Source organism: Kitasatospora sp. NPDC101447, from assembly GCF_044767225.1.
Classification (GTDB): domain Bacteria; phylum Actinomycetota; class Actinomycetes; order Streptomycetales; family Streptomycetaceae; genus Kitasatospora.
Genome location: NZ_JBIWNL010000024.1, coordinates 116,029 through 138,000 on the forward strand (window position 1 = coordinate 116,029; position 21,972 = coordinate 138,000).

Consider the following 21,972-nt stretch of genomic DNA (forward strand, 5'->3'; position numbering starts at 1 on the left):
CCGACCGGCCAGGTGCGCCTCCGTCACCGGGTGCGCCTGCAGCACCGGGTGCGCCTGCATCACCGGGCGCTCTCCGGCGGCCCGGTGCGCTCCGGCTAGCCGACCGGCCAGGTGTGGACCGGCTCCCCGCCGCGCATGTACTCGGCGTAGCGCCGGGTCATCGCGGCGAGCGCCGTCGGCCGGTCCATCCCGTACTGCTCGCGCAGCCGGTGGAAGGTCGCGCTCTGCCAGGCCGCGCCGTTGGTGCGGCGCAGGCAGCGCTGCTCGATGATGCCCAGGTAGCGGTCGCGGTCGGCGGGCTCCACGCCCCACTCGTCGAGGCCCTGGTAGGCCATCGGCAGCAGCTCGCCCAGCACGAGGTCGACCGCGGACACCGTCTGCAGCCCGCCCCCGCGCCCGGCCCGTCCGGGGCGCGGCCACTGGAACACCGCGTCGATGCCGTACCGGGCGCCCTGCCGGAAGTTCTCGTCCGCCCGCTCGAACGGCAGCCGGGTCCAGACCGGCCGGGGCTGCTCGGCGAGCACCCGGACCAACCCGTAGTAGAAGGCGGCGTTGGCCAGCGTGTCGGCCACCGTCGGCCCGGCCGGCAGCGCCCGGTTCTCCACCCGCAGGTGCGCCACCCCGCCCGAGACGTCGTAGATCGGCCGGTTCCAGCGGTAGATGGTGCCATTGTGCAGCCGCATCTCGGCGAGCTTGGGCGCGCCGCCGGAGGCCAGCACCTTCAGCGGGTCCTCGTCGTCGCAGATCGGCAGCAGCGCGGGGAAGTACCGCAGGTTCTCCTCGAACAGGTCGTACGCCGAGTCCACCCAGCGCTCGCCGAACCAGGTGATGGGGCGCACGCCCTGCGCCTTGAGCTCGGCCGAACGGGTGTCGCAGGCCTGCTGGAAGAGCACCGGCCGGGTCTCCCGCCACAGCTCCCGCCCGAACAGGAAGGGGGAGTTCGCGCCGATCGCGAGCTGCGGCCCGCAGAGCGCCTGGGCCGCGTTCCACACCGAGGAGAACCGCTCCGGGGTCACCTGCAGGTGCAGCTGCAGGGAGGTCGCGGCGGCCTCGGCGACCATGGTGATGGACTCCAGCTGGAGGTGCTCCACGCCCTCGATGTCGAGCGTGATCTCCTCCCCCCGCGCGGCCAGGATCTGGTCGCTGAGCAGGCTGTACCGCTGGTTGTGGCTCATCGCGTCGAGCCCGGTGTGGGCGTGCTCCAGGGTCGGCAGGATGCCCACCATGACGATCCGGGCACCCGCCTCGGCGGCCCGCCGGTCGGCGTAGCGCAGCCCGGTGTCGATCTCCTCGCGCAGATCCTCGAAGACGTGGCCGCAGAGCCGGTGCGGCGTGATGTTGACCTCGATGTTGAACCTGCCCAGTTCGGTCTGGAAGTCGCTGGAGCCGATCTCGCTCAGCACCTGGGCGTTGTTCATGGCCGGCAGGCCCTGCTCGTCGGCCAGGTTGAGCTCGATCTCCAGCCCCATCACGGCCCGCGGCCGGTCGAAGCGGTCCTCCCGCAGCATCCGCCCCAGTGCCTCCTGACAGGCCTGGAGCTTGCGCCGGTACAGCTGCCGGTCCGCCAGATCCGCCCGAGTCGCCACGACCTTCTCGCCCACGGTCCCCTCCTTCTGAGACACCCCGTTGAGCCACCCGGCCGACCGACCGTGGAAGCATCATGCCCACCTCGAAGATCGATACCCGAATGCTTGTACTGGCTTGCAATGCAAGGCAACTGACGGAATATCAGACCATCTGCAGACTTGCCCGGCGCCACCGCCTGTGATAAACAGATCACCCTGCGCTTCTGTTCGATGGAATTCGCACAGCCCTCCGGCCGGTCGGCTCCCGCCTCGGAACCCCTCGTCGACGGCGGCGACCGCGCCGGCACCGCGATCCTGCACAACCGGACACGGCCAGGCCCCGTCACCGATGACGCGCCGCGCCATGCCGGTATGCCGCACTCGCACGCCGATCTCGCTTGGAGAGGCGGACCCCGCCATGACTCTGCAGACCCCCCAGCCCCCGCCGAGCGCCCTGCGCGCGGTCCTGGGTGCACTCGACTCGGAGACCGCGCTGCGCCAGCCCGCCGCCGCAGCGCTGCGTCATCCGGCCGGCCCCCTGGTCCCCGCGCATCCGCTCGCGGTGCACGTCCTGGACGGCCCGCGCCCCGAACTCCCCGCCGCCCGCCGCACCGGGTGGCGCTTCCTGATCAAGGACGGCGCCGACGTGGCCGCCGCCGCCGAGGTGGTGCAGGCCGTCGAGGGCCACACCTTCTCCCACTTCACCGCCGGCCCCTACCTCGACTCCACGGTCCGGGCGCTGCGCGAGGCCTGGCAGCTCGCCCAGAGCTCCCGGATCCGCCAGCAGCCCCGACTGCTGACCTTCCCCGGCCAGTACGCGACGGCGCTCTGGCTGCACAGCCCCGACACCGGCCCGGCCGCCGACCTGCTGATCCCGCTGGCCCCGGCCCCGCTCGGCGTCACCGCCCACCGCGCCTACCCCGCCGCCGAACTCCTGCCGCTGCTCGCCCGGGCCCCGCTCGTCAGGCCGCTGCTGCTCGGCTCCCCCTGAAGCACCCGCATCCGTACGGGCCGCCGGACCACCCGCCCGGCGGCCCTCCGCCGTGCCCGCGCGCCGGCCGGCACTCCCCGTGCCCGCGCACCGGCCCGCCCTCCCGCGCCGCCGACGGCCCCGACGACCCTCCGCCCCGCGCCCACGTCCGCGCCCGCAGCCGGGGTCGGAACACGTCACCCGAACGGGCTGCCCACCGGGCGACAGCCGGGTGCCACCCGAACGGGGCATCCGCCATGGCCCGATCGGGCCATCCCCCACCTGATCCACCGGTGCGCGATTTCCCGCCGGCCCCACCTGAACGGGTGATCTCTGCCCGGGAGTTGTGGCGCATGTCACGAAATGCCTGCGAGCACGTCCGCAGATGCCGACACTGGGAACCAGCGTGGAAGGACCACCTGTCCTACCCACTTGAGCGCCGGTCAACACCTGGTCGGCGTGCGGACAGGATCCGACTACCGCGGCGGCCTCCGGACGGTACGACCTCCGGCGACCGCACCACGGGGAGGATCGCAGAGCGAAGCGAGGGTACGCGTATGTGCCAGCACCGTCCTGAGTGCCCATCGGCCGAGTCCGAGGACCGCGAAGCGGCCGTGTCGGTGGCCTGCCACCCGGAGCAGGGCTGGAGCCTGCTCTGCAACGGCGTCGTCCTGTTCGAGGACACCGGAGAGCTGCTGCCGGACGGCCGGGTGATCGCCCCGCGCCGCCCCGTCGCCCACGCGGCCTGACCGCGCGGTCCGACCGTACGGCGGGCGCGGCCGCCGGATCGATCGCCGTACGGGCAGGGCCCCGGCGGAGAGTTCCGCCGGGGCCCTGCCGTGCGTCCGGCCGCCGTGGCGGCCGGATCCGTCAGACGCCGTACTCGTCCAGCGGCGGGCAGGAGCAGACCAGGTTGCGGTCGCCGTACGCGCCGTCGATCCGGCTCACCGGCGGCCAGTACTTGTCCGCCGGGTTCACGCCCGCCGGGAAGACCGCGTCCTGCCGCGAGTAGCCGTGTGCCCAGTCGCCGGCCAGCTCGGCGGCGGTGTGCGGGGCGTTGCGCAGCGGGTTGTCGTCGGCCGCCCACTCGCCCGAGCCGACCTTGTCGATCTCGGCCCGGATCTCGATCATCGCGTCGCAGAAGCGGTCGATCTCGTGCAGGTCCTCGGACTCGGTCGGCTCGATCATCAGCGTGCCGGCCACCGGGAAGGACATCGTCGGCGCGTGGAAGCCGTAGTCGATCAGGCGCTTGGCGATGTCGTCCACCGTCACGCCCGTCTCCTTGGTCAGCGGGCGCAGGTCGATGATGCACTCGTGGGCGACCAGCCCGCCCGGGCCGGTGTAGAGCACCGGGAAGTGCGGCGCCAGGCGCTTGGCGATGTAGTTGGCGTTCAGCACCGCGACCTGGGTGGCGTGCTTGAGGCCCTCGCCGCCCATCAGCCGGACGTACGCCCAGGAGATCGGCAGGATCGCCGCCGAGCCCCACGGCGCGGCCGAGATCGGACCGACACCGGTGGCCGGACCGGCCTCCGCCTGCAGCGGGTGGTTCGGCAGGTACGGCGCCAGGTGGGCGCGCACCGCGACCGGGCCGACGCCCGGACCGCCGCCGCCGTGCGGGATGCAGAAGGTCTTGTGCAGGTTCAGGTGCGAGACGTCCGCGCCGAACTTGCCCGGCTTGGCCAGACCGACCAGGGCGTTCAGGTTGGCGCCGTCCACGTAGACCTGGCCGCCGGCCTCGTGCACCATCGCGCAGATCTGGGTGATCTCGGTCTCGTACACGCCGTGGGTCGACGGGTAGGTGACCATCAGCACCGACAGGCTGTCGCGGTGCTGCTCGATCTTGGCCTTCAGGTCCTCGACGTCCACGTCGCCGTCGACCAGGGTCTTCACCACGACCACGCGCATGCCGGCCATCACGGCGGAAGCCGCGTTGGTGCCGTGCGCCGAGGACGGGATCAGGCAGACGTCACGCTGGGTGTCGCCGTTGGCGTGGTGGTAGGCGCGGACGGCCAGCAGGCCGGCCAGCTCGCCCTGGGAGCCCGCGTTCGGCTGGATCGAGACCGCGTCGTAGCCGGTCACCTCGACCAGCTGCTGCTCCAGCTGGCGGATCAGGGTCAGGTAGCCCTGGGCCTGGTCGATCGGCGCGAAGGGGTGGAGCTGGCCGAACTCCGGCCAGGTCACGGCCTCCATCTCGGTGGTCGCGTTGAGCTTCATGGTGCAGGAGCCCAGCGGGATCATGCCGCGGTCCAGCGCGTAGTCCCGGTCCGACAGGCGGCGCAGGTAGCGCAGCATGGCGGTCTCCGAGCGGTGGCTGTGGAAGACCGGGTGGGTCAGGTACTCGTCCTCGCGCAGCAGGGCGCCCGGCAGCGCGTCGGCGGTCTCGGCGACCTCGACCGCCTCGACGCCGAACGCGGCCCAGACGCCGGCCAGGTGCTCGCGGGTGGTGGTCTCGTCGGTGGAGATCGAGATCCGGTCCGCGCCGTCCTGGTGGACGTTGATGCCGTTGGCGCGGGCGGCGGCGGCGATCTCGGCGGCGCGGCCCGGGACGACGGCGGTGACGGTGTCGAAGAACTCGCCGTGCAGCAGCTCGACGCCGCCGGCCCGCAGGCCCTCGGCGAGGGCGGCGGCGTACCGGTGGGTGCGGCGGGCGATGTCGGCCAGGCCGTCCGGGCCGTGGTAGACGGCGTACATCGAGGCCATGACGGCGAGCAGCACCTGGGCGGTGCAGATGTTGCTGGTGGCCTTCTCGCGGCGGATGTGCTGCTCGCGGGTCTGCAGCGCCAGGCGGTAGGCGCGGTTGCCGTCGGAGTCGACGGAGACGCCGACCAGGCGGCCGGGCAGCGAGCGGGCGTACTCGGCGCGCACCGAGAGGTAGCCGGCGTGCGGGCCGCCGAAGCCCATCGGCACGCCGAAGCGCTGCGAGGTGCCGCAGGCGATGTCGGCGCCCAGCGAGCCGGGGGACTTGAGCAGGGTCAGCGCCAGCAGGTCGGCGGCGACGGCGACGATCGCGCCCAGGCCGTGCGCCTGCTCGATCACCGGGGTGAGGTCGCGGACCACACCGGTGGCGCCCGGGTACTGCAGCAGCACGCCGAAGACGCCGCGCTCGGCGATCTCGGCCGGGATGCCCTCGGACAGGTCGGCGACGACGACCTCGACACCGGTCGGCACCGCGCGGGTGTTGATCACCGCGATGGTCTGCGGCAGGGTCTCGGCGTCGACCAGGAAGACGCCGCCCTTGACCTTGGTGACGCGGCGGGCCAGCGCCATCGCCTCGGCGGCCGCGGTGCCCTCGTCCAGCAGCGAGGAGCCGGAGGTCGGCAGGCCCGTCAGGTCGGAGACCAGGGTCTGGAAGTTGAGCAGCGCCTCCAGGCGGCCCTGGGAGATCTCCGGCTGGTACGGGGTGTAGGCGGTGTACCAGGCCGGGTTCTCCATGACGTTGCGCAGGATCACCGGCGGGGTGAAGGTGCCGTAGTAGCCCAGGCCGATCATCGGCTGGAGCACCTGGTTGCGGCCGGCCAGCTCGCGCAGCTCGGCGAGGACCTGCGCCTCGGACCGGCCGGCGGGCAGGTCCAGGCCGGTGATGGAGCGGATCGCCTCGGGCACGGCGGTGGCGGCGAGCTCGTCCAGCGAGCCGTAGCCGACGGACGCCAGCATCTTCTCCTGCGCGGCGGCGTCGGGGCCGATGTGGCGGTTCTCGAAGGGGCTGGCCAGCTCAAGCTCGGTGAGGGTCGAGGCGCCGGTGGGGCGTCCCGCGTTCGGCTGGGCGTTCATGTGGTCGAGGCCTCCTGGTCACGGACCGGCGGGGGTACGCACGCCGGCCGACCTTCCCGCTGCGGACAGCGAACTCAGCCGTGGCGGGCGAACCCGACAGGCCTCCCCCTCTGTCATCGGGACCTGAGAGCTTCGCCCGCACGGAGCGCGCTGTGAGCGCTCCGTCGGCTTGCACCGTCGGTGAGGGTGGTGGTCGCCGGCTTCCGTGCCGACACTCCTGCCCTGCTTTCCAGAGTGACCTACCCCACACGGTACGGATGCCTGAGAGATTCCGGGGAGGAGTTGCTCCTTCGGCGCTCCGACCAGCGGTTTTCGCGGCGGAGACTCTCCCGAGCGGGCTCTGCGGTCGCCGCCCAGGGTACCAGCGGGAGGCCTTCCGATCACGGGTGCTTCAGGTCACGCCGGGTCTACGCGCGTCCCCCGGACGGCGCAGCACGCAGCCCGTCCGGCGCACCCCGGTCGCGCCCGTCCGATTCATGGCATTTGGTGTGAAGTGGCGGACGGAACGGGTGCTCCGGCCGCCTTCCTGCGGGGGTTCCGCAGGCCCAGCGCCCTGGAGGAATGAGTGCAGACCGACATCGACCCCCGGGACCTCATCGGCCACAAGGCGGTCGACCGCAACGGAGACAAGATCGGCACGGTCGACGAGGTCTATCTGGACGATGCCACCGGACGGCCCGAGTGGGCCGCCGTCCGGACCGGCATCTTCGGCCGGGACGCCTTCGTCCCGCTCACCACGAGCGACTTCTCCGGCGAAGAGCTCCGGGTCCCGTACGACAAGTCGCTGGTCAAGGAGTCCCCGGACTTCGGTGTGGGCCAGCACCTGTCCCCCGCCCAGGAACTCCAGCTCTACCGCTACTACGGCCTCGACACCCCGGGGAGCGACGACCCGGCCGGTGAGAGCGGCGGCCACGCCGCGCAGTCCGACCTCGACTTCGGCACCGCCCCGGCCGCCGCGCCCGCGACGGCTGCGGCGGCTGCGGCCACGGCCACGGCCACCACCACCAAGCCGCTCGCCCTCCGCTCGCCCGAGCCCGCCCCGACCGACACCAGCACCGCCCCGGAGGCCCACGTGCGCACCCTCAGTGCCCCCGCACCCGCCCACGCTCCCGCTCCCGCTCCCGCCGTCACGCCTCCCGTCGAGCCCAAGCCGCAACCGCAGCCGCAACCGCACCCGCACCCGCAGTCGCAGCCGGCCGAGAGCACCGTGGGCGCCGCCGCTCCCGCCCCCACCGACCCGGTCGAGATCACCTGCCGCGAGGAGCGACTGGAGGTCACCACCGAGTGGCACACCGTGGGCACCGCGAAGCTGCGCAAGTACGTGACGACCGAGCAGATCGAGCGCCGGGTCCCGGTGGTCCGCGAGCGCGTCCGGGTCGAGCGGATTCCGGTCGGCGAGGCCGAGCGCGCCTCCCTCACCGAGAAGGAGATCGCCGAGGCCGTCGAGGAGGTCACCCTCCGCGAGGAGCGTCCGGTGGTGCACAAGTACCTCGCCCCCGTCGAGCGCGTCCGCCTCGTCGTCGAGCGCTACACCGCCGAGGAGGTGATCCGGGACGAAGTCCGCCGCGAACACGTCGAGGTCCACGACGACACCCCCGCCGAGATCGCCGAGGGCCCACGCCCGTCACCGGCCGCTCCCGCCCCGGAGACCTCCCGCCCCGCCGCCATGCGCCCCCTCGTCTGACCAGCACCCCACCGAGGGCCCCGACCACCCGGCCGGGGCCCTTTTCCCATGCCCGGGCACCCGCTGCGACGGCCACCCCCGGCCCGCCACAGGCGCCCGACGGACGCCCGACACTCCGCCTTTGCCAAAGCTTAACCACTCGATATTTGACACTCTGAAGTATCTCCCTGCATGGTTACTTCAGTTCATTCACTATGTACGGGAGGAAGCAACCGTGAGTGAGGCACCCCAGCCCACCACCGCGGCCGAGAAGCAGAGCAGCACCCGGGTCCTGCCGGCCCTCATCCTGGCGATGCTGTCGTTCAGCGTGGTGCAGACCGCGGTCGTCCCGATCCTGCCCTCGCTGGCCAAGGAACTGAGCGTCTCAGGCTCCAGCATCACCTGGCTGATGACCGCCAACCTGCTCTCCGCCGCAGTGCTGACTCCCCTCCTCGGCCGCTTCGGCGACCTCCGGGGCCGTAAGCCGATGCTGCTGATCTCGCTGGCCGGTCTGGTCGCCGGCTCGGCACTGGCGGTCACCACCCACTCCTTCACGTGGCTGGTCGTCGCCCGCGTCCTGCAGGGCGCCGGCGGTGGCGTGATGCCGCTGGCGATCAGCATCGTCCGCGACGAGCTGCCCAAGCAGAAGGTGACCGGCGGCGTCGCCGCCATCAGCGCCTCGATGGGCGTCGGCTCCGGCCTCGGCCTGGTCGCGACCGGTCTCCTGCTGGAGCACTGGAACTACAAGTCGATCTTCTGGATGGGCCTGGTCTTCGGCCTGATCGCCGTCGCCCTGGTCGCCTTCCGCGTCCCGTCCGACCCGGTCACCGACAAGGAGGGCGGCGCCGACCCGCTCGGCGCGATCACCCTGGCCGGCTGGCTCTCCGCACTGCTCGTCGCGGTCAGCCAGGGCAACCACTGGGGCTGGACCTCCACCAAGACCCTCGGCCTCTTCGCCGTCGCCGCCGTCGTCGCCCTGGTCTGGGGCATCATCGAGACCAAGGTCAAGCACCCGCTCGTGGACATGAAGATGATGTCCCGCCCGGCCGTCGCCTTCACCAACACCGCGGGCCTGCTCATCGGCTTCGGCATGTACGGCTCCTTCATGGTCATCAGTAACTTCGCCCAGACCCCGGAGAAGCTGACCCACTACGGCTTCACCGCCACCGTCCTGCACGCCGGTGTCATGCTGCTGCCGTCCGCGATCGGCTCGATGGTGGCCGCCCCGCTCGGCGCGGTGCTGATCGCCCGTCGCGGTCCGCGTCTGCCGCTGGTCCTCGGTGGTGTCCTCGGCGCCATCGCGATGGCCTACCTGGCCCTGCGGCACAGCCACGAGGGCGACATCTACACCGCCTCGGCGATCTTCGGCCTGGGCGTCGGCCTCGCGTTCGCCGCGATGCCGGCCTACATCAACGGCGCCGTGCCGGTCGAGCAGAGCGGCATCGCCAACGGCATGAACTCGGTGCTGCGCACCGTCGGTGGCGCGATCGGCACCGCCGTGATGGCCGCCATCCTGACCGGCGACACCATGAAGCTGCCGCCGCAGATCCCGCTGACGCTGCCCACCCTGGACGCCTACAAGCACGCGTTCTGGACGGCGGCCGTGGTCTGCATCGTCGCCGGTGTCGTCCCGTTCCTGATCCGCACCGTCAAGCCGGCCGCTCCCCTGACCGTCGTCGAGGGCTCGGCCCAGCAGGACTCCAGCGACAAGCTGGTGAAGACCGACGCCTGACGAGGCGTCCGGCCCCGCGCTCAGGGACAGGGCGCGGGGCCCCGGTCCCCGTACGTCGCGAGGGCATCACGAACGTACGGAGTCCGGCACGGTGATGCGGCTCCACCCGGTACTCCCCCACCGGGTGGGGCCGTTTTCGTGTCCCGGCCCCGTCCGCCCGCGCCCGCCCTCCCGGTCGGCGCCCGCGCCCCCTCTCAGCCCCGCTCGCCCGCCCCGCCGTCCGCGTCCGGGTCCCGGCCTGCGCCCCCGCCCGGATCCACGCCCCCGACAGGGTCCGCGTCCCGGCGCAGCGGCAGCGGCCGGGCCGGCTCCAGCGCCGGGTCGTCCACCGCGAAGGTCCGCACCCGCCCCGGCCCGCTCCACGGCGTCTCGAACCGTACGGTGACCCTCCCGACCCCACTGCCCTGCACCCAGCCCGGCCCGAACTCCGTGTGCCGGACGTCCTGTCCGGGCATCCAGCGCCGGACCACGACGGCCTCCGGCTCCTCCTCGGCCTGCTCGGCCTCGGCCGCCGCCTCCGCGTGCTCCGCCGCCTCCTCCCGCAGGGCCTGGGCGAACAGGTCCTCCTGGGTGTAGTCGGCGAGTTGGGCGACGCCCACACCGAGCAGCCGGACCCCACCGGTGATGTCCACCTGCTCGGCCAGTCGGCGCGCGGTCGCGGTGATCACCGCCTCGTCGTCCGTGGGCCCGCCGAGGGTTTCCGAGCGGGTCAGCGTCGAGAAGTCGAACCGGCGGACCTTGAGCACGACGGTCCGGCCCGAGCGCCCGGCCGCCCGCAGCCGCCGCACGCACCGCGCGGCCAGCGCCTCCACCTCCCGCAGCACCCGGTCCCGGTCGGCCAGGTCCACCTCGTAGGTGTCCTCCACCGAGACGGACTTGGCGTCCTGGTCGGCCACCACGGGCCGCTCGTCCAGCCCTATCGACATGTGGTGGATCCCGGCGCCGTGCGCCCGCCCGAGCAGCTGCACCAGCTCCGCCTCGCCGGCCTCCGCGAGGTCGGCCACGGTGTTCAGCCCGGCCCGCCGCAGCACCTGCTCGGTGGCCGGCCCGATCCCCGGCAGGGCCCGGACGGGCATCGGCCCGAGCACCGCGCGCTCCTGCCCGGGTTCGATCAGCACCAGGCCGTCCGGCTTGGCCTGCTCGGAGGCGATCTTGGCCATCAGCTTGGACCCCGCCGCCCCCACCGAGCCGGTCAGCCCGGTGAGCCGCTCGATGTCCGCCCGCAGATCCTCCGCCAGCGCGAGCACCAGCCGCTCGCCGGTCTCGTGGTCCGTCTCCGCCAGCACCGGGCCGTACGGACCGGCCTCCAGGTCCACGAAGGCCTCGTCCAGGCTGAGCGGCTGCACCAGCGGCGACAGCTCCCGCAGCAGGCCCATCACGATCTCGCTGACGTGCCGGTAGGCCTCGAAACGGCCCGACAGAAAGGCCGCGTTGGGGCAGAGCCGCCGCGCCTGCGCCATCGGCATCGCCGAGTGCACCCCGAACTTCCGCGCCTCGTACGAGGCCGTGGAGACCACCCCGCGCCCGCCGAGCCCGCCGACGATCACCGGCTTGCCGCGCAGGCTCGGCTTGGCCGCCTGCTCCACCGCCGCGAAGAAGGCGTCCATGTCGAGGTGGATGATGCTCGGCAGTGATCGCACCCGCCGATCATCGCGCACGGGTCCGACAGTGCGTGCGAACCCGGCCGCGGCCCGGCGGGCGGCCGCCTACGGCTGCGTCCTCGCCGCGTCCGCGAGCGCCTTCGGAATGCCGTCCTCCTTGGGCCCGAGGAACACCGGGTCCGGCCGCAGCCACGCGTTGACCGCCGCCTTGCCCGCCCCGGCCACCTCCCGCGCCCCGCCGTACAGCCAAGTCTCGTCGTGGAACTCCGGCACCCCGACCGCGTACGAGCGGATGCCCGCCGCCTCGCACAGCGCCAGCGCCCGCCGGACGTGGAAGTCCTGGCTGACCAGAACCGCCCGGTCCACCCCGAAGATCCGGTGCGCCCGGGTGCAGGAGTCCCAGGTGTCGAAGCCCGCGTAGTCCCGCACCACCCGCTCCGCGGGCACCCCGTGCGTGGTCAGGTACGTGAACATCGCGTCGGGCTCGTCGTACTCGGTCCGCCCGTTGTCCCCGGTCACCAGGATCGCCTGCACCTTGCCCTCCCGGTACAGGTCCACCGCCGCCACGAGCCGGTGCTCCAGGTACGGCGAGGGCTTGCCCTGGTCCAGCCCGGCGCCGAAGACCACCGCGACCGGCGCGGACGGAGCGCTCTCCACCGTGCCCACCCGGTCACCCGCGGAGAACCACACCCAGGCGCTCGGCGCCAGTGCCAGCGAACAGAGCAGCGCCCCGACCTGGAAGACCCTGCGCTGCGTCCTGCGCTGCCGCAGCCGTGCCCCCGACAGTACGGCCCTGCGCCGCAGCAGCCCCGCCATCCCCGTGCCGACCCCCACGTGCCCTCCCTCGATCGTTTCGCCAGCCAACACGACGGGGCCGCGGGCCCGAACGGTTCCCCGTCCGGGCCCGCGGCCCCGTCGAATCGTTGCTCAGACCGCCCGGTTGCGCCGTTGGGCCAGTTCGTCGGCCGGGTCCTGCCCGACCACGGTCTCGCCGGTGTCCGTGCGCTCCGCGTGCAGCCGGCCGAGGGTCAGCTCCAGCTCCCGCCAGACCGCTCCCACCGCGATGCCGAAGACCCCCTGACCGCCCTTCAGCAGGTCCACCACCTGCTGCGGCGTGGTGCACTCGTACACCGTCGCGCCGTCGCACATCAGCGTCATCCCGGCGAGGCCGCTCTGGTCGGCGGCCTGCAGGTGGGCGACGGCCACCCGGATGTTCTGCAGCGAGACACCCGCGTCGAGCAGCCGCTTCACGATCTTCAGCAGCAGGACGTCGCGGAAGCTGTAGAGCCGCTGGCTGGTCGCCGGGTAGGCCGTCCGGACGCTGGGCTCCAGCAGGCCCGTGCGGGCCCAGTAGTCCAGCTGGCGGTAGGTGATGCCGGCTGCCGCACAGGCCGTCGGGCCGCGGAAGCCGATCAGTTCCGATGTCGGGGCCAGCCGCTCGATGGCCGGCTGACCCGGCTGTACGGCGGGGAACCTGCTCACCCGGGGAAGGTCCGTGACGGTGCGGGCGGTGCGCGGCACGTGCACGGCGCACAGGCCTCCCACGGCGTCATCGCCGGTGCTGCTCATGCCTGCCTCCGTCCACTTGTGCTGCGGGCAACCCGACTGCGGGCATCGGCCACCCGGACAGCCACTCCTGACGGTAGGCAGTCCCCTATGACCCGTCAACGATCGCCACGCCGGGCCAGACAAACCACATCACTCAGGAGAGTGGTTTTTCGTGCCCCTAGTCTGGGTAGGTCGACGGTTTTTGGCAAAACGATAAGCCGAATGCCCGCTCAGCCGGTTCCCCACTACTGCGGGCCGCCGCCCCCGAAGTCCTCGGGCGACACCTGGTCGAGGAACTCCCGGAACTTCTCGACCTCGTCCTCCTGCTCGTCCGGGATCGCGATGCCCGCCTCGGCGAGCACCTCCTCGCTCCCGTAGATCGGCGTACCGGTCCGCAGCGCCAGCGCTATCGCGTCGGACGGCCGGGCGCTCACCTCGACCCCGCCGGCGAACACCAGCTCGGCGTAGAACACGCCCTCCCGCAGATCGGTGATCCGCACCTCGGTGAGCTGCTGGCCGAGCGCCTCCAGGACGTCCTTGAAGAGGTCGTGCGTCAGCGGGCGCACCGGCGTCATGCCCTGCTGGGCGAAAGCGATCGCGGTCGCTTCGCCGGGGCCGATCCAGATCGGCAGGTAGCGATCTCCCCCGACCTCCCGCAGCAGCACGATCGGCTGGTTGGAAGGCATCTCCACTCGGACACCCACGACGTCGAGCTCATTCACACAGGCAACCCTATGGCTCCGGTCCCGGATATGAAAGCGCAGAGCGGACGCCGCTGGTCAGCGCGGTGCCACCGCTGCCCGGAGGCCGCCCGGGAGGCTACCCGCGGGTCCGCAGACCGGCCTGGACCATTGCCGCGTGCAGCCGCACGGACAGCGTCGCGAGCTCCCGCGCGGTGGCCTCGGCATGGGCCCTGGTCTGCGGGTTCCGGTGCCGGCGCAGCGGCGCCACCACCTGCTCCACCAGCGCGATCTCGCGGTCGGCCGCCGCCTTCATGGCTCTCAGGTGCCGCGGCTCCAGGCCGTACCGACCGAGCTCCGCGACCAGCCGGGCCACCTGCAGCGCCTCGCCGTCGTACCCGCCGTCCTGGCCCGGTGCGACCAGCCCGTAGGACTCCCACTCGGCGAGCTCCCGCTCCCCGGCCTCGGCGGCGGCGAGCAGCTCGGCACGGCCCAGCCGGACCCCGGAGGGGACGTCTGCGGAGGCCACCAGCTCGCGGTCCGCCTCCTCCAACGGCCCGGGCCGGCTGTCGGCCGGGGCGGGCAGTGCCGGCGGGCTCTCGCCGCGCTCGATGGCGTCCAGGTGCTCGCGGATCACCCGCAGCGGAAGGTAGTGGTCCCGCTGCATCCGCAGGACGTAGGCCAGCCGCTCGACGTCGGCCGGGCTGAACTTGCGGTACCCCGAGGGCGTGCGCTGCGGCTCGACCAGTCCCTCCGCCTCCAGGAAGCGGATCTTGGAGATGGTGACCTCGGGGAAGTCGTCGCGCAGGAAGGCCAGCACCGCGCCGATGCTCAGCAGTTCGTCACCGCCGCGCCGCCGCCCGGCGGGCCGGTCCGTGCGGACCGGCTGCCTGGGGCCCGCGACCACCCCGCGCCCGCCGCGGTCCGCCTGCGGACCGGACGGAGCTGGGGTGGCCGCCCCGAGAGAAGAGGAAGGGGTATTCGTATTCACTCGGGCTCCTGCCGACGTTGGTTTCAGTACCCCCGGTTGTGGCCGGCGAAGAACACCAGCCGGTACTTCCCGATCTGGACCTCGTCGCCGTTGTTCAGCGACACCTCGTCGATCCGCTCCCGGTTCACGTAGGTGCCGTTCAGGCTGCCCACGTCCGCGACGCTGAAGCCGGCCGGGGTGCGGCGGAACTCCACGTGGCGGCGCGAGACCGTCACGTCGTCCAGGAAGATGTCACCCTGCGGGTGGCGCCCCGCCGTGGTGACGTCCGAGTCCAGCAGGAAACGGCTGCCCGAGTTCGGGCCGCGCTGCACGATCAGCAGGGCCGAGCCCGGCGGCAGGGCGTCGATCGCCGACAGCACCTCGGCCGACAGGGCCGGCGTGGCGCCGGTGCCGGTCGTGGTGTTGGGGTCGTACGACTCCAGGCCGGAGATGGAGATGGTCGACGTGGTCTCCGCCGCCCCCTCCGGCAGCAGACCGCCGCGCAGCGCCGTACCGCAGTTGGAGCAGAACCGGGCCGCGGCCGGGTTCTGGTTGCCGCACCTGGGGCACGGAGAGGGGCCAGCCATGTTCACAGCCTCCTGGCGCGGCACACCCGACGGGTTGTGCCCGGCGTACGGGTCCGGGGCAAACCCTCCACCAGAGGTTGAGGGTGCTGACGGGAAACCTATGCGCGGGTCACCGGAGGGGTCAACCGACGCGCCGTAGCCCGCCGGATTCCCGGCGTACTGGGCGGCGCCGCCGTCCCGGAACAGCTGCTGGCCGGCGTACGGCGCGGCCTCGGGGGCGGGTCGCATGCCCGGCACGGCGGGCTCGTCCTCCGGCCGGCGGTGCCGCGCGGTCGGCGCCTCAACGGCGGCCGCGTCGTTGTCCTTGTTGCGACCGAACAACTTCGAGAAGAAACTCACGGGCGAATCCCCTTGCGTGTGACAGACCCGCCCGCGGGGCAGGGTGAGAACCTCGGACAGGCTGCGAGCCCGGTTGCGGCTCGGGCCCGCTTGAGTGGTACTCCGACAGTTGGTGCTGCGGTTCTTGATCCGGAGCGTACTGGTGCGAACCAGTCTCGCCCACGTGGCGGCGGCGCCCCGCACCGGGTGCCGCCGGCCCGTGACGGGCCGTTCGTCGGACGCCTCGTCACTTCGAAGCCGGCTTGGCGTACTGCGGCGTCTTCGGATCCACGAGGGCGTCCACGACAACCTTCTGCTGCTGGGTGATCGTCGCCCGCGCCTGGTGGCTCTCCAGCGTGCGGACGACCCCTCCCGGGATGTTCAGCGCGGGTGTCAGATCCTGCGGGTTCCCCACGACGGTGAACCGATAGGGCTGCGAGACCTTCTTCCCGTCGATCTGCACCCCACCGCCCGAGAGGTCGGTGAAGTAGGTGTTGACCACCACGCGCACATCGTTGATCTGAATCGCCTCCGCCCCCGCCGCTCGAAGTTCCTGCAGGGTGTCCAGCAGCATATCTGCCTTCACCTGCCCTTGGGGATCATCGACCGTGAGTACGATGCCCGGACCAGTGGCTCTGACGGTACCGGCGAGCACGCCGAGTTCCGTCACCTTCTTCCTGGTCTGTTCCTGGGCCTCCTTGGCCTGGTTGGAGCTGTTCTCCAACTTCGCCAGGGACTGCTCCAGCTCCGCCTTCTCCTGCTGGAGACGCTGCTGACGGCTGTCCAGTTCGTCGAGGATCCGGACCAGGTCCTCCTGCCGGGCGCCGCGCAGCTGGCTGTGGTGGTCGTTGGTCGACCGCACCTGGATGGCCAGCCCCAGGCCGAGCGAGAACAGCAGCAGTGCCACCACCAGCTGCCCGCGGGACAGTCGCGGCGGCCACAGCGCCGCCTTCAGACGCCGCCGGCCGGCGCTCCCGTCCACGGCGGGCTCCTGCTCGCCGGGCTCCGCCGCTGCGGGGCCGGGCTCACCCTCAGGCTCCGGTTCGGACTCCGGCTCGGCCTGCGGCGCCGGGATCGCCTTCGACGTCGGGGCGGCAGGCGGCGCCGGCTCGGCCTGTGGCGCGGGGACGGCCTTCGGCTCCGGCCGGACCGGCTTCACCAGCCGCAGCGTGGGCTCCGGGATCGAGTCGGCCTCAAGCTCGGCCTCAGCGTCAGACTTCTCCTCGGCCGGGTCCTCCGTCGGCTCCTCCGCGGCATCCCCGACCGGCTCGGCCCGCGCAGCCGGGACGGCCGCTCCGGCCTCCTCAGCAGCCTCGTCCGGCTCCGCCGACCCGTCCGGCCCGGCCTCCCCGCCCGACTCCGGCTCGGGCGCCTCGGCGGCCGTCACGACGGACTCCTCGGAAGTCCTGCCGTCCGACTCCACGGTCGGCTCCGCGGCCGGCCCGGCGACGGTCCGCACAGCGGCCCGCTCGGCCACCGCCGCGTCCCGCTGCTCCTGTGCCGCCTCCTCGCGGCCCTGCTCAGGCACGGAAGACATGGCGCCGGATCGCAGCCGCGTTGGAGAAGATGCGGATGCCGAGGACGACGACCACACCCGTGGACAGCTGCGAGCCGACGCCCAGCTGGTCACCGAGGAAGACGATCAGGGCCGCGACCACCACGTTCGACAGGAACGAGACGATGAAGACCTTGTCGTTGAAGATCCCGTCGAGCATCGCCCGGACGCCGCCGAACACCGCGTCCAGGGCCGCGACCACCGCGATCGGCAGGTAGGGCACGACGGCGTCCGGCACCTCGGGTTGGACGAACAGGCCGACGACCACCCCGATCACAAGACCCAGTACGGCAATCACGGTCTGGCTGCTCCTGTCCCTGTCGTGGTCTTGGCGGATCCGGTCGACGGGCGCCGCTTGGGGTTCTGACCACCGCTGGTCGCGGATGGTGAAGGGCTCGATGAGGCCGACGGTGAGACGGACGCGCCCGGGCCCTCCGGGGTTCCTGGGCCGGGCGAGGCCGTTCCGCTCGCCGTGGCCGTGGCCGACGGTGTCGCCGGCGGCGAGGGCTCGGGCGTGACCGGCTGCGCGGTCCGCAGCGTCACCCCCACCGCCGCCGGAAGCGTCAGGCTCTTCTGCGTGGAGAGCGTCGACTTGATGGCGTACTTCTCCTGGAGCAGCCGCAGGTACTGCCCGGCCATGTCGTTCTCGAAGGCGGTGAGGAGCTTCGGCCCGTCCCCGATCGCCTGGATGGTGTACGGGGGCACCAGCGGCCGGTTGTCCACCAGCACCGCCTCGCCGGCGGCCCGGATCGCGGAGAGCGCGGTGAGCCGCTGGCCGTTGATCGCGAGGGCTTCGGCACCGGATCCCCAGAGGCCGTTCACCACCAGTTGCAGGTCGCGGTCCCGCAGTCGGCCGCTGTTGGAGAAGCCCTGCCCCGCCCGCGGGTCGACGTTGCCGCCCAGGCCCGTCCCCGCGGCGTCCTCCAGGACCAGCTTCACTCCCGGCCCGGTGACCTCGCCCAGGCCCACGGCGCCGCTCAGACCCCCCGTGTCACCGTCCCCCGAGGCGAGCGCCTGTTGCTGCGTGTTGTCGACCTTCCGCCGCAGCTCCTGCACCTGCTTCTGCAGCTGGTCGGCCGAGGTGTTGCTGTCGTTGATCCGGTGGATCAGCGCGTCCCGCTCCTTGGCCAGTGTCGGCTCGGCCTTGTGCGCGTTCACCGCGCCCACCGTCACCACCGCTCCGACCAGCGCCAGACCGGCGCCCAGCGTGAGCAGGCCCTGGAGCGTCCCGGGTATCCGGCTGTCGCGGGCGCCACCGCGGGCCGCGGCCGCCTCGGCGTAGCCCTCGTCCAGGCTGTGGTCCATCACGTTGGTCAGCAGGGACATCGAGGCGTCCGGGCGGTTGTACCGCCCGTTCGGGGTACTCGGTGTCGGCGTCGCTGGCATGCGGACCATCGTCCCATGACGGCGAGGGGGTCCGTGCACGGCCCCTGAGCTGCACACACGCTGCACACAAGGCGGAAGTGACGAATTGTTCCGATTGATGTGAAAACGGACAGCGGGGCGCACGAACGATGCCGTGCGCCCCGCCGATCGGGGTCGTTCCGTCCTCGGGCCGGTTCGGTCCTCAGACCCGGGCCGTCACCGCCCGGCGCCCTCGACCACCGCCGCCCACTCGTCAAGCAGCGCCTCGGTGGCCTCGTCGTCCGGGCCCTCCGCCCAGAGGTGGGTGATCGCCTCGGCCGGGTCCGGCAGCACGAGCGTCCAGCGCCCGTCCGCCTCGACCACCCGGACGCCGTCGGTGGTGTCCAGCCGCCGGCTGCCGGCCGCCTCCACCACCGAGCGCATGACCATGCCCTTCGCCGCCCACGGCGTCGCGATGTCGCGGCGCCGGATGTGCGCCTGCGGGATCCGCGCGTCGATCTGGCTCAGCGTGAGCTGGGTCCGCGCGACCAGGCCGACCAGCCGGACGAAGGCCGCGGCGCCGTCCAGCACTCCGCTGAACTCGGGCACCACGAAGCCGCCGCGTCCGTCCCCGCCGAACACCGTGCCCTCCGCGGAGGCCGCCTTCGCGAGGTCGTCCGGCGTCGTCGTGGTCCAGATGACCTGGGTGCCGTGGTACGCGGCGACCTGCTCGGCGATCCTGGTCGTGGTCACCGGCAGCGCCACCTGCCCGCTGCGGCGCTCGGCCGCCACCAGGTCCAGCAGCACCAGCAGCGCCCGGTCGTCGTCGATCACCCGGCCCAGCTCGTCCACGAACGCGACGCGCTCGCCGACCGGATCGAAGCGGACCCCGAAGGCCGCCCGCGAGGAGGCCACCAGCTCACCGAGTCTGGCCAGCCCCGCCCGCCGCGTCTCGGCGTCCTCCGTCGGCCGCGCCTCGTCGAGCCCGCTGGAGACGGTCAGCGCCTCCACCCCGAGCCGCCCGAGGATGCTCGGCAGGACCAGGCCCGCGCTGCCGTGCGCGGTGTCCACCACCACCTTCAGCCCGGCCTCCCGGACCCCGGTGGTGTCCACCGTCCGCAGCAGGTTGCCCGCGTAGGAGTCGAAGACGCTGGACGGGAAGGTCAGGTCCCCGATCTCGCCGGGGAAGGCCCGCCGGTACTCCTGGCGCGCGTACACGCGGTCCAGCTTGCGCTGCCCGCCCTGCGACAGGTCCGCACCGCGCTCGTCGAAGAAGAGGATGTCCAGCGAGTCCGGCACCCCCGGCGTGGTCCGCAGGAAGATCCCGCCCGCACTCCCCCGGGCCGTGTGCTGCCGCGCCACCGGCATCGGCACGTTCTCCAGGTCGCGGACGTCGATCGCCGAGGTCTGCAGCGCCGAGATCATCGCCCGTTTGAGCGCACGCGCACCACGCGAGTGGTCACGCGCAATGGTGACGGTCGCCCCCTTCTTCAGCGTCGTCGCGTACGCCCCGGCCAACCGGACGGCGAGTTCCGGGGTGATCTCGACGTTCAGGATCCCCGAGACGCCACGGACGCCGAAGAGGTGCTCCTGACCGCGCGACTCCCAGATCACCGAGGTGTTGACGACGGCGCCGGCCTCGATGGTCTTGAACGGGTAGACGCGGACGTTCGCCCCGATGATCGACTCTTCGCCGACCAGGCACTCGTCCCCGATCACCGCCCCGTCCTCGATCCGCGCGGCCCGCATCACGTCGGTGTTCTTGCCGATCACGCAGCCCCGCAGATTGCTCTGCGGCCCGACGTACACGTTGTCGTGCACCACGGCCTTGTGCAGGAACGCACCGCGCTTGACGACGACGTTGCTACCCAGCACGGTGTGCTCGCGGATCTCGACGCCGGCCTCGACCTTGGCGTAGTCCCCGATGTAGAGCGGCCCGCGGAGCACCGCCTCGGGGTCCACCTCGGCCCCCTCGGCGACCCACACGCCGGGCGAGATCTCAAACCCGTCCAGCTCGACCTCGACCTTGCCCTCCAGGACGTCCGCCTGGGCCTTGCCGTAGCTCTCGTGCGTGCCCACGTCCTCCCAGTAGCCCTCGGCGACGTAGCCGTAGACCCGCTTGCCCTCCTTCAGGAGCTGCGGGAAGACGTCGCTCGACCAGTCGACGGACTCACCCGCTGCGACGTAGTCGAAGACCGCGGGTTCCATCACGTAGATACCGGTGTTCACCGTGTCGGAGAAGACCTGCCCCCAGGTCGGCTTCTCCAGGAATCGCTCGACCCGTCCGTCGTCATCCGTGATGGTGATACCGAACTCCAGTGGATTCGGCACCCTGGTGAGACAGACGGTGACCAGAGCATCCTTGCTGCGATGAAAGTCGATCAATTCGGAGAGATTGAAGTCGGTCAGCGCGTCACCGGAGATCACCAGGAACGAGTCGTCCTTGAGTGCGTCCTCGGCGTTCTTGACACTCCCCGCAGTGCCCAGTGGTGTCTCCTCGTGGGCATAGGTCAGATGCATGCCCAGCTCTTCGCCGTCACCGAAGTAGTTCTTGACCAGTGACGCAAGGAACTGCACGGTGACGACGGTGTCGGAGAGACCGTGCCGCTTCAGCAGCCGAAGCACGTGCTCCATGATCGGCCTGTTGGCGACCGGAAGCAGCGGCTTCGGCATGCTGGAGGTCATCGGGCGGAGTCGAGTCCCCTCGCCCCCTGCCATTACAACGGCTTTCATTACGGGTGCGTCCTCCTTCGCGGTGGTGGACCAGCAGGTCCATCAAACCGTTCCAGAGGGTTCTCTACCCGGAAGGTATCGTCCGACGCACCGATGAGGCGTGGGGCTTCTCTCAGATCACGTCTCAGACTGCGGACGCCGAGCCCGCGGGAGGCCCCTTGACGATCTGCCGCGCCTGCACCGCGTAAAGAATGGCGGCCCACCAGTACAGCGTGGTCCCCCACCAGATGAAGGCCCAGCTCACCACCTCGGCCGGCCGCGCGATCCAGCTGTCCACGCTGCCCAGCAAGAGGAGCGGGAAAGCGTACATCAGATTGAAGGTCGCCGCCTTCCCCAGGAAACTCACCTGCAGCGGGCCGTACCCGTGCTTGTTCAGAATGGGCAGCAGCGCGGCGATGAAAAGCTCACGGGCCAGCAGAATCGCCGTCAGCCACCAGGGCAGAATCTCACGCCAGGTCAATCCGACCAGCGTGGACAGCACATAGAGCCGGTCGGCCAGCGGGTCCAGCAACTGCCCCACCCGGCTGATCTGCCCCCACCGCCGGGCGAGCTTTCCGTCCAGGTAGTCGCTGATTCCACTGAGCATCAGGATCAGCAGCGCCCAGCCGTCATTGTTGGGCCCGCCGAAGACCGGCCACAGAATGAGCCAGAGAAAAAGCGGGACGCCGACCAGCCGGCCCATGCTCAGCAGGTTGGGGATGGTGAGGACGCGATCGGTCTGGACCCGCGTCTCCTGGACCTCCACCCGGGGGCCTCCTGTCCGTCGTGACGACAATGCACATTGACCTTACAACAGAGAAGCCCCCGTCCGGTTCACCCGGCGGGGGCTTCTCTCGAAGAATTGTTCGGCGGCGTCCTACTCTCCCACAGGGTCCCCCCTGCAGTACCATCGGCGCTGTGAGGCTTAGCTTCCGGGTTCGGAATGTAACCGGGCG

General features: G+C 71.8%; 17 protein-coding genes, 1 rRNA gene and 1 riboswitch. Of the genes, 4 read left to right on the plus strand and 14 right to left on the minus strand.

Features of this window, described 5'->3' with window-relative positions; all coding sequences use genetic code 11:
* Window positions 1-95: 95 nt before the first annotated feature.
* Complete coding sequence (locus tag ACIRST_RS28640) at window positions 96-1,601, minus strand: glutamate--cysteine ligase (RefSeq protein WP_350526583.1); 1,506 nt, start codon at window positions 1,599-1,601, stop codon at window positions 96-98.
* 382 nt (window positions 1,602-1,983) lie between these two features.
* Here ACIRST_RS28640 and ACIRST_RS28645 point away from each other — a divergent pair, with 382 nt between their 5' ends.
* Window positions 1,984-2,556 carry a hypothetical protein gene (locus tag ACIRST_RS28645; protein ID WP_350526584.1) on the plus strand — a complete coding sequence of 191 codons (573 nt, stop codon included), beginning with the start codon at window positions 1,984-1,986 and terminating at the stop codon, window positions 2,554-2,556.
* 536 nt (window positions 2,557-3,092) lie between these two features.
* Window positions 3,093-3,284 carry a DUF5999 family protein gene (locus ACIRST_RS28650; protein WP_030256473.1) on the plus strand — a complete coding sequence of 64 codons (192 nt, stop codon included), beginning with the start codon at window positions 3,093-3,095 and terminating at the stop codon, window positions 3,282-3,284.
* Between the two features lie 121 nt (window positions 3,285-3,405).
* Here ACIRST_RS28650 and gcvP read toward each other — a convergent pair whose 3' ends face one another.
* Window positions 3,406-6,306, minus strand: a complete 2,901-nt coding sequence (gcvP, locus tag ACIRST_RS28655; protein WP_350526585.1) for an aminomethyl-transferring glycine dehydrogenase — start codon at window positions 6,304-6,306, stop codon at window positions 3,406-3,408.
* A 239-nt stretch (window positions 6,307-6,545) separates the two neighbouring features.
* Window positions 6,546-6,648, minus strand: a riboswitch (glycine riboswitch).
* A gap of 223 nt (window positions 6,649-6,871) precedes the next feature.
* Here gcvP and ACIRST_RS28660 point away from each other — a divergent pair.
* A complete protein-coding gene (locus tag ACIRST_RS28660) occupies window positions 6,872-7,990 on the plus strand; it encodes a PRC and DUF2382 domain-containing protein (protein WP_402805417.1) in 1,119 nt (372 codons plus the stop codon).
* A 214-nt stretch (window positions 7,991-8,204) separates the two neighbouring features.
* On the plus strand, window positions 8,205-9,701 hold the full coding sequence (locus tag ACIRST_RS28665; RefSeq protein ID WP_350526587.1) for an MFS transporter: 1,497 nt from the start codon (window positions 8,205-8,207) through the stop codon (window positions 9,699-9,701).
* 194 nt (window positions 9,702-9,895) lie between these two features.
* On the opposite strand, the gene ACIRST_RS28670 is transcribed toward ACIRST_RS28665, so the two are convergent.
* The 12 genes from ACIRST_RS28670 to rrf form a co-directional block, all read right to left on the minus strand.
* A complete protein-coding gene (locus tag ACIRST_RS28670; protein ID WP_350526588.1) occupies window positions 9,896-11,341 on the minus strand; it encodes a DNA polymerase IV in 1,446 nt (481 codons plus the stop codon).
* Between the two features lie 66 nt (window positions 11,342-11,407).
* Window positions 11,408-12,136 carry a vancomycin high temperature exclusion protein gene (locus tag ACIRST_RS28675; RefSeq protein WP_402805421.1) on the minus strand — a complete coding sequence of 243 codons (729 nt, stop codon included), beginning with the start codon at window positions 12,134-12,136 and terminating at the stop codon, window positions 11,408-11,410.
* Between the two features lie 93 nt (window positions 12,137-12,229).
* Entirely contained in the window at window positions 12,230-12,871 is a 642-nt protein-coding gene (locus tag ACIRST_RS28680; RefSeq protein WP_402805424.1) for a MerR family transcriptional regulator, read from the minus strand.
* 224 nt (window positions 12,872-13,095) lie between these two features.
* Entirely contained in the window at window positions 13,096-13,572 is a 477-nt protein-coding gene (locus ACIRST_RS28685) for a bifunctional nuclease family protein (protein ID WP_030062493.1), read from the minus strand.
* Between the two features lie 97 nt (window positions 13,573-13,669).
* Window positions 13,670-14,365, minus strand: a complete 696-nt coding sequence (locus ACIRST_RS28690) for a MerR family transcriptional regulator (RefSeq protein WP_350526594.1) — start codon at window positions 14,363-14,365, stop codon at window positions 13,670-13,672.
* A gap of 179 nt (window positions 14,366-14,544) precedes the next feature.
* The gene (locus tag ACIRST_RS28695) at window positions 14,545-15,426 is read right to left on the minus strand and encodes an FHA domain-containing protein (protein ID WP_396546177.1); all 882 of its coding nucleotides are present in this window, start codon (window positions 15,424-15,426) and stop codon (window positions 14,545-14,547) included.
* A gap of 226 nt (window positions 15,427-15,652) precedes the next feature.
* Window positions 15,653-16,564, minus strand: a complete 912-nt coding sequence (locus tag ACIRST_RS28700; RefSeq protein ID WP_402805438.1) for a DUF881 domain-containing protein — start codon at window positions 16,562-16,564, stop codon at window positions 15,653-15,655.
* Between the two features lie 361 nt (window positions 16,565-16,925).
* Window positions 16,926-17,258 (minus strand): small basic family protein, encoded by a 333-nt coding sequence (locus tag ACIRST_RS28705; RefSeq protein ID WP_030062488.1) that lies wholly within the window; start codon window positions 17,256-17,258, stop codon window positions 16,926-16,928.
* A complete protein-coding gene (locus ACIRST_RS28710; RefSeq protein ID WP_350526590.1) occupies window positions 17,255-18,346 on the minus strand; it encodes a DUF881 domain-containing protein in 1,092 nt (363 codons plus the stop codon). The genes ACIRST_RS28705 and ACIRST_RS28710 overlap by 4 nt, the downstream gene beginning before the upstream one ends.
* A gap of 195 nt (window positions 18,347-18,541) precedes the next feature.
* Window positions 18,542-21,037, minus strand: coding sequence for a mannose-1-phosphate guanyltransferase (locus ACIRST_RS28715; protein WP_350526591.1), 2,496 nt, complete (start codon window positions 21,035-21,037; stop codon window positions 18,542-18,544).
* A 124-nt stretch (window positions 21,038-21,161) separates the two neighbouring features.
* On the minus strand, window positions 21,162-21,782 hold the full coding sequence (locus ACIRST_RS28720; RefSeq protein WP_402805429.1) for a CDP-alcohol phosphatidyltransferase family protein: 621 nt from the start codon (window positions 21,780-21,782) through the stop codon (window positions 21,162-21,164).
* 98 nt (window positions 21,783-21,880) lie between these two features.
* Window positions 21,881-21,972 (minus strand): 5S ribosomal RNA (gene rrf, locus ACIRST_RS28725); the annotation flags it as partial.

Excerpts from the sequence above, each read along its gene's own strand:
- ACIRST_RS28645 (WP_350526584.1), top strand. The coding sequence starts at position 1,984 with ATGACTCTGCAGACCCCCCAGCCCCCGCCGAGCGCCCTGCGCGCGGTC.
- ACIRST_RS28650 (WP_030256473.1), top strand. The coding sequence starts at position 3,093 with ATGTGCCAGCACCGTCCTGAGTGCCCATCGGCCGAGTCCGAGGACCGC.
- gcvP (WP_350526585.1), bottom strand. The coding sequence starts at position 6,306 with ATGAACGCCCAGCCGAACGCGGGACGCCCCACCGGCGCCTCGACCCTC.
- ACIRST_RS28680 (WP_402805424.1), bottom strand. The coding sequence starts at position 12,871 with ATGAGCAGCACCGGCGATGACGCCGTGGGAGGCCTGTGCGCCGTGCAC.
- ACIRST_RS28710 (WP_350526590.1), bottom strand. The coding sequence starts at position 18,346 with ATGCCAGCGACGCCGACACCGAGTACCCCGAACGGGCGGTACAACCGC.
- ACIRST_RS28715 (WP_350526591.1), bottom strand. The coding sequence starts at position 21,037 with ATGAAAGCCGTTGTAATGGCAGGGGGCGAGGGGACTCGACTCCGCCCG.